Genomic DNA, 14,984 nt, shown 5'->3' with positions numbered 1-14,984 from the left:
GCACGTCTGGCCGCATGTCTTGATTTCGCCCCCATGACGATGGAGTAGCATGACGGCATCCGGACGCTCTGTCGCACAACATGGGTGCCCTCCTTGCGGCGCGGGGGGTCATCCTGCATGCCACTTCGTCCACTACTTCGTCAGCGACTTCGTTCACCACTTCGTCCGCCACGCACGTCATGCATACCACGCGAAGCAATGCCTCGGGCGCCCCTCGGCGCCCCATTACCCGCCTTGCCCGCCTGACGTCGCTGCTACCGCTCGTCGTGCTCGCCGCATGTGCTGGCGCGCCGCAACCGCCCACGGCGTCCGCGCCGGCGGCGACCGCCACCGCGACGCGCTACAACATCAGCCGCTTCCCCATCGAGCATTACGACCAGGACGTCGATCACTGGATCCGGCCCGACGCGCCCGGCTACGATCGGCCGCTGCTCTCCACACAGGAGCAGACGCGCCGTTTCGAGGCCTTCCGCGCACGCTACTTTGGCACCGCGCCGCGCGATCCATCGCCATGGAACGGCACATGGCTGGCGACATCGCTGCTGAACGCCGCCGGTGTGCAGCAGATTGCCGATTCGCAGGGGCGGCACGTCAGAAGCTTCGATAACGGCGTGCCCGGTGTCCGCAAGACCTATGGCGAGAACTTCCACGCGCACACGTCGTCGTGGATCCGGGCCATCGAAGCCAACATGGCGCTGGCGCAACTCGACGCCGATCCGGCCGGCGGGCAATACGATCCGCGCCGTCGAGGCATCACCGTCGATAACGCGCTGGTCCGCCAGCTCCCCACCCAGGATCCGGCCTTCTACGATTTCCATCGGGCCGGCGAAGGCTATCCGTTCGATGCCTTGCAGGACTCCGCGCTGCGTCCCGGCACGCCGGTCTACACGCTTGCCCGCAGTGTTGACGGCGCGTGGTTGCTTGTCTATTCGCCCGATCTGATCGGTTGGGTCGACGCCCGCACGGTGGCGGCGGTCGACGCGCATTTCGTCGCGACGTGGCGTGACGCGGCACAGCGCAGCCTCGGCGCCATCGTGCGTGCAGACGTGCCATTGGCCGACACACCGCCCGGCACGGCCGCGCCCATTTACCGAACATTTGCACCGATCGGCACGGTGCTGCCGATGATGCTGCGCGATGGGCACCCGGCAGCGATGTTCCCCGTGGCCGACCTTCGGCGTCAGGCGCACATTCGCACGACCGCGCTCGACACCTCGACCCTGGTGCCGATGCCATGGACGCTCACGCCGCGTCACATGGCGCAGGTGATAAAGGAACTGATCGGGCGTCCGTACGGCTGGGGCAACACGCTGTTCTACAACGACTGCTCGGCCGAGACGCGCAGTCTCTTCGCCCCCTTCGGCGTGTGGCTGCCGCGCCATTCGTCGGATCAGTTGCGCGCCGGCGTGCGCACCGACCTGCGCGCCGCGGATATCGACACCCGGCTGCGCACGCTGGCGGAGCGCGGCCGTCCGCTGATGACGCTGATCCATATCAACGGACACATCATGCTGTACCTGGGCAATGCGCAGCACGACGGCGAAAGCGTGCCCATGACGTATCAGAACGTGTGGGGGCTGTCGCCGGCGGATAACAGCCGTCGCAATGTCATTGGCGGCTCGGTGATCCTGCCGTTGCTCAAGACCTATCCTGAAGATCCCGAAGCGCGCTCGCTCGCGGGCAAGTCGCTGTTCGAGATCAGCGTGATCGGCGGCGAGACGTCGGCAAACGGAGACGCCGCGCGCTTACCGAGCACGGATACCCCGGACGAGATGCCGCAATAAAGCGCTGGCCGGCCCGGATGTCGATCAGAACCGCTGGGCGCCAAAGGGCGTGGGATCGACGACCGGCGTCTCGCCCGTCATCATTTCGGCGATCAGGCGGCCCGTGACCGGCCCAAGCGTGAGACCGTGGTGCGCGTGACCGAACGCGAACCACAGATCCCGATGACGGGGCGCGGGGCCGATGATCGGCATCATGTCCGGCGTGCAGGGACGACGGCCGAGCCACGGCTCGGCATCCACCCGCTCGCCAAGCGGGAATGTCGCACGCGCGAGCGGCTCCACGGCGGCCAGTTGCACCGGCGTAGGCGGTGTGTCGCGCAGGCCGAGTTCCACGCCCGTGGTCAGTCGGATGCCGCGTGTCATCGGTGTGATGAGATAGCCGTATTCGGCGTCGAGCACCGGCTGGTTCAGCCGGGCGCCCGGCTGCGCGCGGTAATGCATGTGATAGCCGCGCTTGACCGCGAGCGGCAGACGGTAGCCGAGCGCCCGCGTCAACGTGTCCGCCCACGGTCCGAGCGCGACCACCGCGCGTCGCGCCTCGATGCGGCCCGTCTGGGTCTGCACCGACCATTGCGGCTGCAACGTCGTGGCATCGCCGATGAACAGGCGTCCGCCCAGCGATTCGAAGTAGCGCGCGTAAGCCTCCACCAGCGCCCCCGGATCGCTCACGGAATCCGATGCCGTGTAGCGCAATCCGCCCACGAGCGCGTGCGTGAGCGCAGGCTCGTCGTCGCGCAGGCGCGGCGCGTCGAGCCGCTCGAACGGCACGCCGTACTCGCGCTGCCAACGCTCGGCGTCGCGTTGCGCCGCATCCATCGCCGACGCCGAGCGGAACACCTTGACCCAACCGCCGTCGCGCAACAACGCCTGGGCACCGGACGCCGCAATCAGGTCGCGGTGCTCCGTCACGCAATGCGCGATGAGCGTGCTGTAGCGACGCGCGATCTCCGCGTGCCGCTTGGGCGCCGAGTGATACCAGTAGCGTGCGAGGAAGGGTGCCAATGTCGCCATGGCCGACGGGTGATAGCGCACATCGGTCGAGCGGTTGCCGGCGTAGCGCAGCAGCGTGCCGAGGTCTCGGGGAAACGCGTACGGATACACGCCTTCGCGTTGGATCAGCCCGGCGTTGCCGAATGAGGTTTCGTTGCCGGGCGGCTTGCGGTCCACCAGGGCGACCGACATGCCGCGCCGCTGCAAATGCACGGCGACCGACACGCCGACGATACCGGCACCCAGCACTAATGTGTCGAAGGTCATGGTGTCTTATACAACGCTCGCGTGCCGCCTGCGTCGGTGGATCACTGCCGGATCAGCGCCATCGCGCAGTCGAGCACGGTGCGCTTGAGATCAGCCATGCCTTCGGGGGGCAGGAACGGTCCCATCATGTGGCGATAAGACACCGTCTTGCTGATGGCCGACGTGAGCATGAAGAACATGACGTCGGCGTCCTCAACGGGGCGATTGTGCGACGCGAGCCAGTCGCCCACGAGGGGCACCATCGCGTCGCGATACGGACGCACCAGGCGCTGCATAATGATATCGAGCCGTTCGCCTTCTTCGGTTGCGGCCGTCGAGAAGAACATGCCGACGTCCGGGTTTTCAAACACCATCTCCACGAACACCCGGACTGCCTGCTCGACACGCTCGGCAGGTTCCAACGGCGCGTGTCGCAGCGCCAATGTCTGCTCGATCAACGAGCTCGTGAGCGTTGCGATCTGATCGACCACGGCAACCCACAATGCCTCCTTCGAGCCGAAGTGGTGCGAAATCAGGGCGGCGTCGACCCCGGACGCCTCTGCGATCTGCCGCACGCTGCTCGCATAGAAACCGCGCTGCGCGAAGATGCGTCGGGCGTTGAGCAGCAACGCATCGGCACCATGCGTGCAGTTGCACGTGGGACGCCCCCGGGTGCGTTTGCGGGGCGGATCGACTGGCGAGACGGCTTTGGTGAGTGTCATTGAACGATGGGTGGAGCGAATGCACGACAGCAATGCGCCAAGTCTACCCGACCCGAACGCCCTTGCCTGCCCAGGCAATTGCTATTTGACACGCATTTGACACGCCGGGGCCATGCTCGCTATTATGCGCTTATTCATCACTTGTTGAATTTGGCATTTCCTCCAAAATGTCTCGCGCAAACCGAATCGTGATTGTCGGTGGCGGTATCGCCGGCCTCAAGCTGGCGACGCGTCTGGGCCATACGCTCGGCCTCGCGGGCGTTGCGCGCGTGACGCTGGTCGACAGTCATCCCACCCATCTGTGGAAGCCGATGCTGCACACCGTGGCGGCAGGCACGCGTGATGTCACACACACACAGGTGACGTATCTCGCCCATGCGTGCAGCCATGGCTTTACGTATCAGGCGGGGCGCATGTGCGGGCTGGATCGAACGCGTCGGGAGATTGTGCTGGGCGAAATGGACGCGCCCGACGGCTCGCGTCTGTTGGGCGAGCGTCGCGTGCCTTACGACGCGCTGGTACTGGCGCTCGGCTCGCAGGCCGACGATGCCTGCCTGCCCGGCGTGCGCGACGTTTGCCATTTCATCGACAGTCAGCCGCAGGCCGAAGCGTTTCATGCGGCTTTGCGAGGTGAATCGCTGCGCAGTGTCGTGAACGACGACGCGCTGCGTGTTGTGATCGCCGGTGGCGGCGCCACGGGCGTGGAGTTGGCTGCCGAGCTCAGTCACACGTTCGCGCTGGCGGCCGGATATGGTGATCCGCGCATTGGCGAGCGGCTGAAGCTCACGCTCGTCGAGCGCGGCCCGCGTGTGCTCGGCGCATTTCCGCCGGAGGTGTCTGCATCGACGCAGGCGCGACTTGAGCACCTGGGCTTTCGCGTACTGACGGACACCCGCATCGTGTGCGCTGACCGCGACGGTTTCTATCGCGACGACGGTCAATTGATTCCTGGCGATCTGCTGGTGTGGGCGGCCGGCGTGAAAGCGCCGGACGTCTTGCGGGGCATCGGTGGACTCGTGACCAACGATGCCAACCAGATCGTGGTGCGCGCGACGTTGCAGACGGCGCAGGACGAGCGCATCTTTGCGCTCGGCGACTGTGCGTCGCTTACGCCGGCGAAGCGCGAATGTCCGCTGCCGCCGACGGCCCAGGTGGCCACGCAGCAGGCCGCGCATCTCGGCCGCCATCTTGGCGCGTGGCTTGAGGGTCGCGCGATTCCGCCGTTCGTCTACCGGGATCCGGGCGCGTTGGTATCGCTCGCCGAATACAACGCGACTGGCGCCCTTGGCCGATTCGGATTTTTCAAAGGTGGCATCGTGCGCGGACGTTTTGCGCAATGGAGCCACGCCATGTTGTACCGGCGCCATCAGCATGCGCTGCACGGGTTCGCCCGCGCGACCGTGCTGTTGGGCGCGGAAAAACTCGGCGGCCTTCGCGGGCCGCGCACCTGGCTGGCCTGACCATGCGAAGCGACCGAACCCCTTGCCCCAACCGAAGCGGCACTCACCGCGATTCCTGCACGTCCTCGGCGTCATCGACGTCACGGACTTCGCGCACGTCACGCGCCGCGCTGCGCGACCAGCGCGTGTGGCAGCACACCGTGGCGATGCTCGATGCCAAGCCGGTCGTATGCCGGCCGGTCATTCCGTACACACGACGCGCGCCCATCGTCCGCGTCCTGGAGGTCTCCAGCGAACTGACGATCACCGTGTCGTGGAACGACGCCACGGGCGGCAACTACGGGGCGCAGATCTGGCGCATTCGCCGGGCCAATCACCCGGGCGTTTGCGCGTTGACGGGCGAGACAATCGACGTGGGCGACTTCGTCTACCGGCCGCTGTTCGGCGATGTGCCGCCGCTCAATGCCGACGCCATGATCTCGGCCGAGTCCATTCGTGCCATGCGTGAAGCCAGTCGCCACGAACTGGAACCGGCATAACACCGCGACCGACACCCCGTGCGGATCTGCCGCCGGGGTGTTTGGCGAGGCGTCCGTGGTCCCACCAAGCGTGTTCGCACGCACGCCACGGGGTTGACACCCAATCCTTGATTCGTCCCAGCCGGCGAACACCCGTTCCCTTCGTATAACGCTCCGCGCGCAGCGGAGTTTCGCTTCCCGGCGAACCGCGCGACACCCACCTTTCATTCCCCCGCGCTCCCTGCATTCTCCCTCTCATTCCTGCCTTGCTCGGTCGAGCGCAGGTGCCGCCTGACCCCGTCAAGGGTCGTTGACGACCGACGGACCCCGGGGGCGTTCTCTGCATCCAGACTCGAAAAGATCCGGCCAGGAACAAGAAGTCTGTCCGCGACTTAAACCTTAGGCTTGCTAACGTTTCTTCGCTGATCCACCGCCGTCCAGGCGCGATGACAGCGACGTTTCAACGCCCCCCTCGTCACGCTCAGTGACATTCCACTCTGGCGTCGCCGCTATCGCCCCACGCTGCGTAGGTCGATTGCGCGTTGTCCGGGTGGCAGCCGTTGATGGCTATCGACTCGTTCGACCGTATTCCGCTCAATGCGCACCCTGGATTCACCGCAAAGCCCTGATGCCGATCACCCAAACGAAAGTCGTGTTGCTCGCCTGTACGCTGTTCGCAATGACGGCGCAGGCGCAGCAAACGTCCACAGCAACGCCCGCCGACAAGGCCGCCGCCGCCCGCGCGGGCGCCGAACAAGACCAGCAGATTCAACAACAGCGCGAAGTGCAACAACGCGAGGCGGCCGTCAACGCGCCATCCGTCCGATCGACGCGTGAAGATGCACCGGACTGGCCTGACCTGCCGAACGAGACCCCTTGCTTTCGGATCGACACATTCGTCTTTGACATCCCCACAGCCTCGCCACAGACCGTGGGGGCTACGGCAGCCGGCACGCCGCCGCTGGACCGATTCACATTCGCCCGGGAATGGGTGGGGCGCTATGCGGGCGCCTGCGTGGGCAAGCAGGGACTGGACGCGCTCGTCAAAGGCTTGCAACGCGTCGTCTTGAGTCGTGGCTACATCACAACCCGCGTGCTGCTGCCTGAACAGGATCTCGCGAGCGGTACGCTCCGATTCGCGTTGATCCCCGGCGTTATTCATCAAGTGCGCTTTGCCGATCCGGCGCTGCGGGGCACTTGGAAGAGCGCCTTTCCGACGCGCGACGGCGAGTTGCTGGACCTGCGCGATCTCGAGCAGGGTCTCGAGCAGATGAAGCGGGTGTCAAACCAGGACGTCTCGATGCAGATCGTGCCGGCCAACCTGCCGGGCCAGAGCGACGTCGTGCTCGACGTAAAGCGCACCAAGCCCTGGACCATCGTGGCGTCTGTGGACAACGCCGGGGCCCGTGCGACGGGCCAACTGCAAGGCAGCCTCTCGGCCGGTTTGTACAATCCGCTCGGCTTGAACGACATCTTCAATGTCGGGGGGACGCAGGACCTGCTGTTCAAGGACCACGATCTGGGCTCGCGCGGCTGGCATGGCAGCTACGCGATTCCGTGGGGCTACTGGAGCGCAACGCTCACCATTGTCTCGGGCAAGGACATCAACGTGCTCGGCAGCGGTATCGCGCTGGAGAAGGGAGTCGCGACGCTGGTGGCGGCGGGTGACGTGACTATCGGTGAGGTGACCGAGACGCACGAGTTTCACAGCCGACAGGAAGACAGCAGCGGTGGATTTCTGAGCAGCACGACGACGGTGAGCACGACCGACACGAAGAACGCCGTCGCCAACGGTAGCGTGATCTCAGCGGATAGCGTGGCGGTGGCGGCCGGCAAGGACATGAGCGTACGCGGGAGCACGATTGTCGGTACCAAAGACGTTGCCCTCCAGGCTGGTCACGACTTGCGTATTGAATCAACGGAGAACGTGAGCGAGAGTCGCACGTTCCGAGAAGAGAAGCGATCGGGGTTCGGTTCGTCCGGAGGGGTGGGTATCTCATACGGGAATAACGAGCAGCGTGACCGGACCAATGACAGCAGCGTGACGCAGACGGGAAGCCTTATCGGCAGCGTGAACGGTAACGTCAGCATGGTGGCGGGCAACGATCTTCTCGTGCGAGGCAGCGACGTCGTCGCCGGAGGGAATGTGACGGGTATCGGGCGAAACGTCACGGTCGAGTCGGCAGTCAATCGACAGCATCACGACGAGACGCACGAGATGACGAGTTCTGGCTTCACCTTGGCGGTCAAGGCACCGGTGATCGATGCGATACAGAACGTCGCGAATCAGACGCGTGCTGCAGCCGATTCCGGCGGCGATGCGCGCGTTTCGGCCTTGCGAGGTTATGCGGCGGCCAGCGGAGCCGTTGGTGCGTTGGGCCAAGGCAAAGGTGCGCTCGACGCGCTCTCCGGCGGCGGAAAACCTGAAGCGAAAGTCGAGTTGAGTTGGGGGTCGTCGAGCAGCAAGTCGACGTCTTCGTCCGACAGCACGCAGAACGTGTCGAGCAACATCAAGGCCGGTGGCACGGCGGCGTTCATCGCGACCGGTGACGAGGCTTCGGGAAATGGCAACGTCAACATCATCGGTTCGAACGTGGATGCGAAAGACGTTCTCCTGCAAGCCAATAATCAGGTCAACCTGAGCCATAGCACCGACACCGAATCGTCGCGTAGCGAGAGCGAGTCGACGAGCGGAAGCGTTGGGGTGTCGTATGGCACGAGCGGATGGGGCGTGTCGGCATCGTTCTCGAAGTCCAGCGGCGACGCGAACTCGGATTCGACATTCCAGAACAACTCCCACGTTAATGCGAGCAACACCGTCGTGATTGTGAGCGGTGGCGATACCAACATCGTTGGCGGGAATGTGAACGCCGACAAGGTCATTGCGCGCGTGGGCGGCGATCTGAACATCGCCAGCGTGCAGGATACGAGCGAGAGTTCCGCACATCAGCAGAGCATGGGCGGTGGCGTGAATCTCAGCATGGGAGGCGCGTCGGGAAGCGCGAGCTATGCGCGCGGCAATGCGAGCGGCAACTATGCGGGCGTGGAGGAGCAGTCAGGTATTCAGGCTGGCGACGGTGGGTTTGACGTGGGCGTTATGGGTAACACCGATCTGAAAGGTGCCTACATTGCGAGCACCGCCGATCCGTCGAAGAATCAACTGACAACAGGCACGTTGACGTTCTCCGACATTGAGAACCATTCGGAATACAGCGCGAACAGTTTTGGTGTCGGTGGCGGGGCCACCGTTGGCAATGGCGGCGCGAACGAGCGTACGACGGGGAACACCTCGGGCAAGAACACGGGTGGGATTTCTCCGATGTTGCCGCAAATGGAGAGCGGTAGCGAGCGGGCCACGACGCGCACCGGCGTAAGCGAAGGCACGATCACGCTGACCAACGAGGCGAATCAGACGCAGGATCTGGCGAGTTTGAATCGCGATACTGCTGACTTGAATGGGACGGTAACTCGCACGCCTGATTTACAGGATTTGCTCAACGACCAGTCGCGTTTGATGGCGGCCGCGACGGCAGCGGGCGAGGCCGTGGCACGCGACATCGGGACGTATGCGGACAGGAAAGCGCAGGAAGCGGAAAAGCTCGCGGACGGCACGAATGATCCGGCGTTAAAGGCGCAGTACTTGCAGGAGGCGAAAGACTGGTCCGAAGGCGGTGACTATCGCGCAACGATGCACGCGGCAGGCGGCGCGATTGTGGCAGGACTCGGGGGAGGCAACGCGCTGGGGGGTGCGTTGGGCGCAGGGCTGACGTCGAAGCTTGGCAGGGTGCTGAATGGCCTGAGCGACGAGATCAGAGATGCTCACCCGACGGGCAACGCCGATATCGATCGGGCATTGGGCCAGATTGTGGCGACGGGCGTAGGTACTGCGGTAGGCGCTGTGGCGGGAGGGACTTCCGGGGCGTTTACTGGGTTCAATACTGATCGGTTTAATCGGCAGTTGCATTCGGATGAGAAGCAATGGATTAACGACCGGGAATCGGCGTATGCGAAGAAATATGGATTGACGCCCGAACAGGCGCGAGACGAGCTGACAATGCAGGCCAATTTGCAGGTGCAGAGCGGTACGCCGGGCACCTGGAACCAACGCGCGAGTGACTTTCTGAGGCAAGCACACGGCATGTTGCCGGCTGACGGTGACAGCGGGCCGGGCTATATGTTTTTTGCGACGCCGGAGCAGAGGGCGAACGTCGAAATGTATGCGAAGCACTATGCGAACGGCACTGGAATGAATAGGCCAGGAGGGCAAGCGATCAAGGATTCAATGAGCCGCGAACAAGCGTATCGAGACGCCTATGCGAAGGGGACGATTGGAGCGGCAGCCGGCGCGGCGACGATAGCAACAGGCGGCCCTATGGTGGCATTGCCCGGAACGCCGATTTTTAGTACGGGCGGGATACTTGGCTCCAGTGCAGCGGCATCGGCAAATGGCACGGGTGTCATTAGCGCGACCATCAATGCGGGTTCGCAGTATGTTCAAAACGGAGACATCAATCCCGTGGACGTGGCTGGGGCGTATGTAACTGGCGTAGCTGGGGCGTCTGGAGGATTGGTTCGGAACATAACGGTCAACGCATTAGGGGGAGCGATAACTACAACTATCAACAATTATTTGCACGGCGAAAGCAACAGTGTGTCGGCATCTGCTTTGAGTAGCGGGATTCTTGCGAGCTTCGGCTACGGAATTGGCAAAGCCGCCGAAAACGGAGCGAATAGCGTCCTGAAGCCTGGGCTCAATAGTTCGCCATGGGTCGCAACGGACACGTGGTCAGGTAGCGGATGGAATCTGTTCCGGCCCAATAACACCGGGGTAGTCAGCGGTACCACGCTGGGCGGGATGGGGCAAGATACATTGGAATCTGTCGTTTTCCCTAGAAATTCCGGAAAAAAATAAATGGTTAGATTGATTATTGGTTTTCTACTGGCTTGGAGCATTTGCCTAATCGGCGTAGCTACCGCATGGTTAATCAACGCATACATTCAGTGCGCTTTCATTTCCGACTGCCTCTCCAAAATTGATTTATTCACCCTTGCCTATAATTTTAATATCAGAGGAATTATTGCAAGGGGAACTCTTTTAGCAATTGCTATCACATTAATAGTTTTGTCAAAAAATAAATATCGGTGAAATTTATTTTTATTAATTTTAATCTGACAATCGAAAAATACTTAGTCTCCAGTTTCAAGTGCAACACCCCGAATGAGGTAGGGTGTCGCGATGAAGAAGTACGAGCATCTGAGCGCGGAAGAACGGGCGGTAATCATGATCGAGCATCGCAAGGGCAGCAGCATAAGAGCTATTGCCCGATTGCTTGGACGCAACGCGTCGAGCGTTTCGCGTGAACTGTCGCGCAACATTGACGCGAGCACGCCGTGCTACGACGCGACGCGCGCTGCAACGGCATACCGCGTCCGTCGCCAAGGCAGCGTGCGTCGGCGCAAACTGGTGGCGGGGCATGCGCTGTATCAACACGTGCATAACCGGCTTGTGTACTGGCGCCGGTCGCCGCAGCAGAGTGCTGCCAGACTTCGTCGGATATACCCCGACGACCTCGACCAACGCATCAGCCACGAAACGATTTACGCCGCGATCTATGCTCATCCGCGTGGCGGGCTCAAGCAGGCAATGATCGAGGCCCTGCGTCAGGAAAAGCCTGCGCGCGGGCGCCGACGCACGAGCAATGCTCAACGTAGTTTTGTGCCAGAGGAACTGCGTATCGTGCATCGGCCCGAGCAGATCGAACTGCGGCAGCGGCCTGGGCATTGGGAGGGCGATCTCATCAAAGGCGCTTTCAATCGTTCTTGCGTGGGCACGCTGGTGGAGCGCAAGACGCGCTTCGTGGTGCTGTGCCGTATGGACGGCTGCACGGCCCTGGACGCATTGGGGGGCTTCACGCGCCAGATGAAGAAGCTACCGGCGTTTCTGCGCGAGAGCCTCACGTACGATCGGGGCACAGAAATGACTTGTCATGTCGAACTGTCCAAGCGATTGAATCTCGATATCTGGTTTGCCGATCCGCACGCGCCCTGGCAGCGTGGCAGCAACGAGAACAGCAACGGCTTGCTGCGCCAGTTCTTGCCAAAGGGCATAGATCTCTCGAGCGTCAGCCAGACACAACTCAACGACATCGCCAAATTGCTCAATGGACGGCCGCGTCAGACGCTCGACTGGGACACGCCCGAGGAAGCGATGGCCAAGGAATTGGAAAAGGTTGGACTAGCTCAACGTTGCACTTGACTCTTGAGACCGCCAAGTTACCTGACTACGTCAGCGCTAAAGGCAGCGCTTTCGGTGTGGAGGGCTCATTAACTGTGAACTTACACAACGGCCGAGTCTACGTCGTGAATCGCCCCGGTTTTCGAGGAGATCAGTTGGCTTAAGTGGGGATTGATCGAGACACACGAGACGAAGAGTTCAGGCCTCATCTTGGCGGTCAAGGCACCGGTGATAGATGCCGTGTAATGACGCAGCTATCGAGCTGAGTCGACAGTTCGTGACACTGTTCGTGCGACCGGAATGAGGAGCCTATCGCGTTTAACGTCACTCGCGTGCTGCGTTACATCCATTACACCGGTTACGTCTGTTACGACGTCGTGCCGTGGGCGGGCACCCATTTACGATTACGCTTCGGTCATGGCTCGCCGCGCCTCACAGTGACGCTGAACTGCTCCCGTACATTGTGCGTCCCATGAGCCCCCCACACGGAGACGACCCTCGATGACAAAGACCTCTCTCACCGTTTTCGCCGCGCTAGCGGCAACTGCCGCCATCACCTGGATGACGTTCAGTGCGCGCAGTTACGCCGCCGAGCCGCAAGCACAGGTGCAGACCAATCCCCAACAAGACGCCATAAAATCGCTCGTCGACAAAACAATCACCCCGTTGATGGCCCGGCAGGGCATTCCCGGCATGGCTGTCGGCGTCGTCTTCGACGGGCATGCCTACGTCTTCGACTACGGCGTCGCCGACAAGAGAGCCGACACCCCCGTCACTGCCGACACCCTCTTCGAAATCGGCTCGGTCAGCAAAACATTCACAGCGACGCTCACCGCCTACGCGCAAAACGTCGGCGCCCTCTCGCTCTCCGACAAGACGAGTCGCTTCGTCCCCGAACTCGCAGGCACGCCTTTCGGTGACGTGAAGCTCGTCAATCTCGGCACGCACACAACCGGCGGCATGCCGCTTCAAGTGCCCGACAACGTTCACAACACCCACGACATCCTGCAATACCTCAAGTCGTGGAAACCGGCGAAGCCGACCGGCACGGTGCGAACCTATTCGAACGTGAGCATCGGTGCCCTCGGCTGGATCGCCGCACGCGCAATGCACGGTGATTTCTCAACACTCATGACCGAGCACGTCCTCAAGCCACTCGACATGCAGCACACCTACCTCCAGGTGCCGGACAGTCAGCGAGCAAACTACGCGTGGGGATATGGGAAGGATGGCAAGCCGATTCGCGTCTCACCAGGCGTGTTCGATCAAGAGGCCTATGGCGTGAAGACGACGGCTAGCGACCTGCTGCGGTTCGTCCGCGCCAACCTGGGACAGCCGGTGCAGGACGACCGGCTGGGTCAAGCGATCAACGCGACCCATACCGGCTATTTCTTCGACCAGCCGATGACGCAGGATCTGATTTGGGAACAGTATCCGTATCCGGTCAGCGTCGATGCGCTGCTCGCCGGCAACTCCGCCCGGATGGCGTACGAGCCGACACCCGCTCGCGAACTCGCGCCGCCGGTGGCGCCCACGCCCGTCGCCTGGGTCAACAAGACAGGCTCGACGAATGGGTTCGGCGCTTATGTCGCGTTCGTCCCGTCGAAGCGGATGGGCATCGTGTTGCTCGCGAACAAGAACTACCCGATGGACGAGCGCATTCGCGCGGCGCACCAGATCCTGACCACCCTCGACGGTGATGCCAACGCCGCCCCCGTGAGGAAGTAGCGAAATGCACGGCCGCGGGCGTCCTCGCCCGCGCCTTCGTCATGATTCAGGCGCGGCGCTGAAGCCCCCAGGCCTTACCGCCCGAACACTCGCTCAAGCGCCGCCGCCATATCCTCGATCAAATCCTGCGGATCTTCCAGACCAATATGCAGACGCACGATCGGGCCGGCGGATGTCCAGTCCTCGCACGTGCGCGTGCCCGCCACGTTCGACACCGTCGCCAGACTCTCGAAACCGCCCCACGACGCGCCGATGCCGAACAGCTCGAGCGCGTCGACGAAGCGGTCCGCTTGTGCCGTCGTGGCATTGGCGAATTCGAAGGAAATCAGCCCGTTCGTGCCGACACAATCGCGTTGCCACAACGCGTGCCCCGGATGCGTCGGCAACGCCGGGCAGAACACGCGCGCCACGTCGGGCAGACTGCCGAGCCAGTGTGCAACTTCCAGCGCATGACGCTCGTGCATCTGCAAACGCGCCGCCAGCGTGCGCGTGCCGCGCAGCACAAGATACGCGTCGTCAGGGCTCACCGCCACGCCCTGTGCATCGGCCATCGTGGAGAGCGTCTGCCAGACTTCCTGCGTCGTGGTGACCGTCCCCATCATCACGTCGGAGTGACCACTCAGGTACTTCGTCGCAGCCATCACCGAAATATCGGCACCCAACATGAGCGGACGGCACTGCACGCCCGACCCCCACGTGTTGTCCGCCACGAGCAGCGCCCCATGACGATGCGCCAGATCGGCCAGCGCCGGAATGTCGCACAACTCGTAGACAAGTGAGCCCGGCGTCTCAACGTAGATCATTCTTGTACGCGCCGTCATGTGCTCGGCCGCGTCGCTGCCATCGGCGCGGAAGTAAGTGACCTCCACACCCCACGGCTTGAGAAACGTCTCCACGAAGTGACGCAGCGGCTGGTACACGCAGTCCGAAATCAGCACGTGGTCGCCCGGACGCGCGTAAGCGAGAAACACCATCGAGATCGCCGCGAGCCCCGTCGGGAAGAGGCGCGTGCGATAGCCACCCTCCAGATCGGCGACAACATCCTCCAGCGCGAAGCCCGTCGGATTGCCGCGCGCACCGTAGGTGAACATGCGCTCGGTGCCGCGACGGCGGCGCGCATCGTTCATGTCGTCCATCGTTTCGAACAGCACGGTGGACGCGCGCACCACCGGCGGATTGACGGCGCGACCGCCAACGACGACGGTGTGCGTGCCGCCCTTGACCAGGCGGGTGGCGAGACGTTTGGGGGGCGATTGTCGGGACATGATCGGGCGTGGGGGATAAGGATAAGGTTTTGAACGATTCGAACGAGTCAGAAGATTACGCCTGGCGTGCCCATAAGACGCGCACGCCAGCGTCCG

9 protein-coding genes and 1 pseudogene are annotated in these 14,984 nt (G+C 62.9%); 7 read left to right on the top strand and 3 right to left on the bottom strand.

Going from position 1 to position 14,984, the window contains the following annotated elements; genetic code table 11:
- The first annotated feature begins 179 nt into the window (after positions 1-179).
- A complete protein-coding gene (locus PTE31013_RS00730; protein ID WP_150610929.1) occupies positions 180-1,784 on the top strand; it encodes an SH3 domain-containing C40 family peptidase in 1,605 nt (534 codons plus the stop codon).
- 24 nt (positions 1,785-1,808) lie between these two features.
- Here the strand turns inward: PTE31013_RS00730 and PTE31013_RS00725 are convergent, their stop codons facing one another.
- Positions 1,809-3,041, bottom strand: a complete 1,233-nt coding sequence (locus PTE31013_RS00725) for an NAD(P)/FAD-dependent oxidoreductase (RefSeq protein WP_150610928.1) — start codon at positions 3,039-3,041, stop codon at positions 1,809-1,811.
- A gap of 41 nt (positions 3,042-3,082) precedes the next feature.
- A complete protein-coding gene (locus tag PTE31013_RS00720; RefSeq protein ID WP_150610927.1) occupies positions 3,083-3,742 on the bottom strand; it encodes a TetR/AcrR family transcriptional regulator in 660 nt (219 codons plus the stop codon).
- A gap of 167 nt (positions 3,743-3,909) precedes the next feature.
- Between PTE31013_RS00720 and PTE31013_RS00715 the strand changes: the two genes are divergently transcribed.
- From PTE31013_RS00715 to blaPNC, 6 genes and pseudogenes are all read left to right on the top strand, one after another.
- Positions 3,910-5,202, top strand: coding sequence for an NAD(P)/FAD-dependent oxidoreductase (locus tag PTE31013_RS00715; RefSeq protein ID WP_150610926.1), 1,293 nt, complete (start codon positions 3,910-3,912; stop codon positions 5,200-5,202).
- Positions 5,203-5,327: 125 nt separating this feature from the next.
- A complete protein-coding gene (locus PTE31013_RS24690) occupies positions 5,328-5,681 on the top strand; it encodes a DUF3331 domain-containing protein (RefSeq protein ID WP_174978384.1) in 354 nt (117 codons plus the stop codon).
- A gap of 607 nt (positions 5,682-6,288) precedes the next feature.
- A pseudogene (locus PTE31013_RS25415) lies at positions 6,289-7,245 on the top strand (ShlB/FhaC/HecB family hemolysin secretion/activation protein); the annotation flags it as partial.
- 24 nt (positions 7,246-7,269) lie between these two features.
- Positions 7,270-10,572 carry a hemagglutinin repeat-containing protein gene (locus PTE31013_RS00705; RefSeq protein ID WP_484555851.1) on the top strand — a complete coding sequence of 1,101 codons (3,303 nt, stop codon included), beginning with the start codon at positions 7,270-7,272 and terminating at the stop codon, positions 10,570-10,572.
- Positions 10,573-10,896: 324 nt separating this feature from the next.
- On the top strand, positions 10,897-11,916 hold the full coding sequence (locus PTE31013_RS00700; protein ID WP_150610924.1) for an IS30 family transposase: 1,020 nt from the start codon (positions 10,897-10,899) through the stop codon (positions 11,914-11,916).
- 480 nt (positions 11,917-12,396) lie between these two features.
- Positions 12,397-13,623 carry a PNC family class C beta-lactamase gene (gene blaPNC / locus PTE31013_RS00695; protein ID WP_150610923.1) on the top strand — a complete coding sequence of 409 codons (1,227 nt, stop codon included), beginning with the start codon at positions 12,397-12,399 and terminating at the stop codon, positions 13,621-13,623.
- A 74-nt stretch (positions 13,624-13,697) separates the two neighbouring features.
- On the opposite strand, the gene metC is transcribed toward blaPNC, so the two are convergent.
- Positions 13,698-14,888: a cystathionine beta-lyase gene (metC, locus tag PTE31013_RS00690; protein ID WP_150610922.1), complete on the bottom strand. Its 1,191-nt coding sequence runs from the start codon at positions 14,886-14,888 to the stop codon at positions 13,698-13,700.
- Between the last annotated feature and the right edge of the window lie 96 nt (positions 14,889-14,984).

This window comes from Pandoraea terrigena (assembly GCF_902459705.1).
GTDB classification, from domain to species: domain Bacteria; phylum Pseudomonadota; class Gammaproteobacteria; order Burkholderiales; family Burkholderiaceae; genus Pandoraea; species Pandoraea terrigena.
Note: the sequence above shows the minus strand (reverse complement) of the source record. Positions and strands in the feature narration are given on the sequence as shown.

Bases quoted from the DNA above. Each gene is read 5' to 3' on its own strand.
- PTE31013_RS00730 (WP_150610929.1), top strand. From the start codon at position 180: ATGCATACCACGCGAAGCAATGCCTCGGGCGCCCCTCGGCGCCCCATT.
- PTE31013_RS00725 (WP_150610928.1), bottom strand. From the start codon at position 3,041: ATGACCTTCGACACATTAGTGCTGGGTGCCGGTATCGTCGGCGTGTCG.
- PTE31013_RS00720 (WP_150610927.1), bottom strand. From the start codon at position 3,742: ATGACACTCACCAAAGCCGTCTCGCCAGTCGATCCGCCCCGCAAACGC.
- PTE31013_RS00715 (WP_150610926.1), top strand. From the start codon at position 3,910: ATGTCTCGCGCAAACCGAATCGTGATTGTCGGTGGCGGTATCGCCGGC.
- PTE31013_RS00700 (WP_150610924.1), top strand. From the start codon at position 10,897: ATGAAGAAGTACGAGCATCTGAGCGCGGAAGAACGGGCGGTAATCATG.
- blaPNC (WP_150610923.1), top strand. From the start codon at position 12,397: ATGACAAAGACCTCTCTCACCGTTTTCGCCGCGCTAGCGGCAACTGCC.
- metC (WP_150610922.1), bottom strand. From the start codon at position 14,888: ATGTCCCGACAATCGCCCCCCAAACGTCTCGCCACCCGCCTGGTCAAG.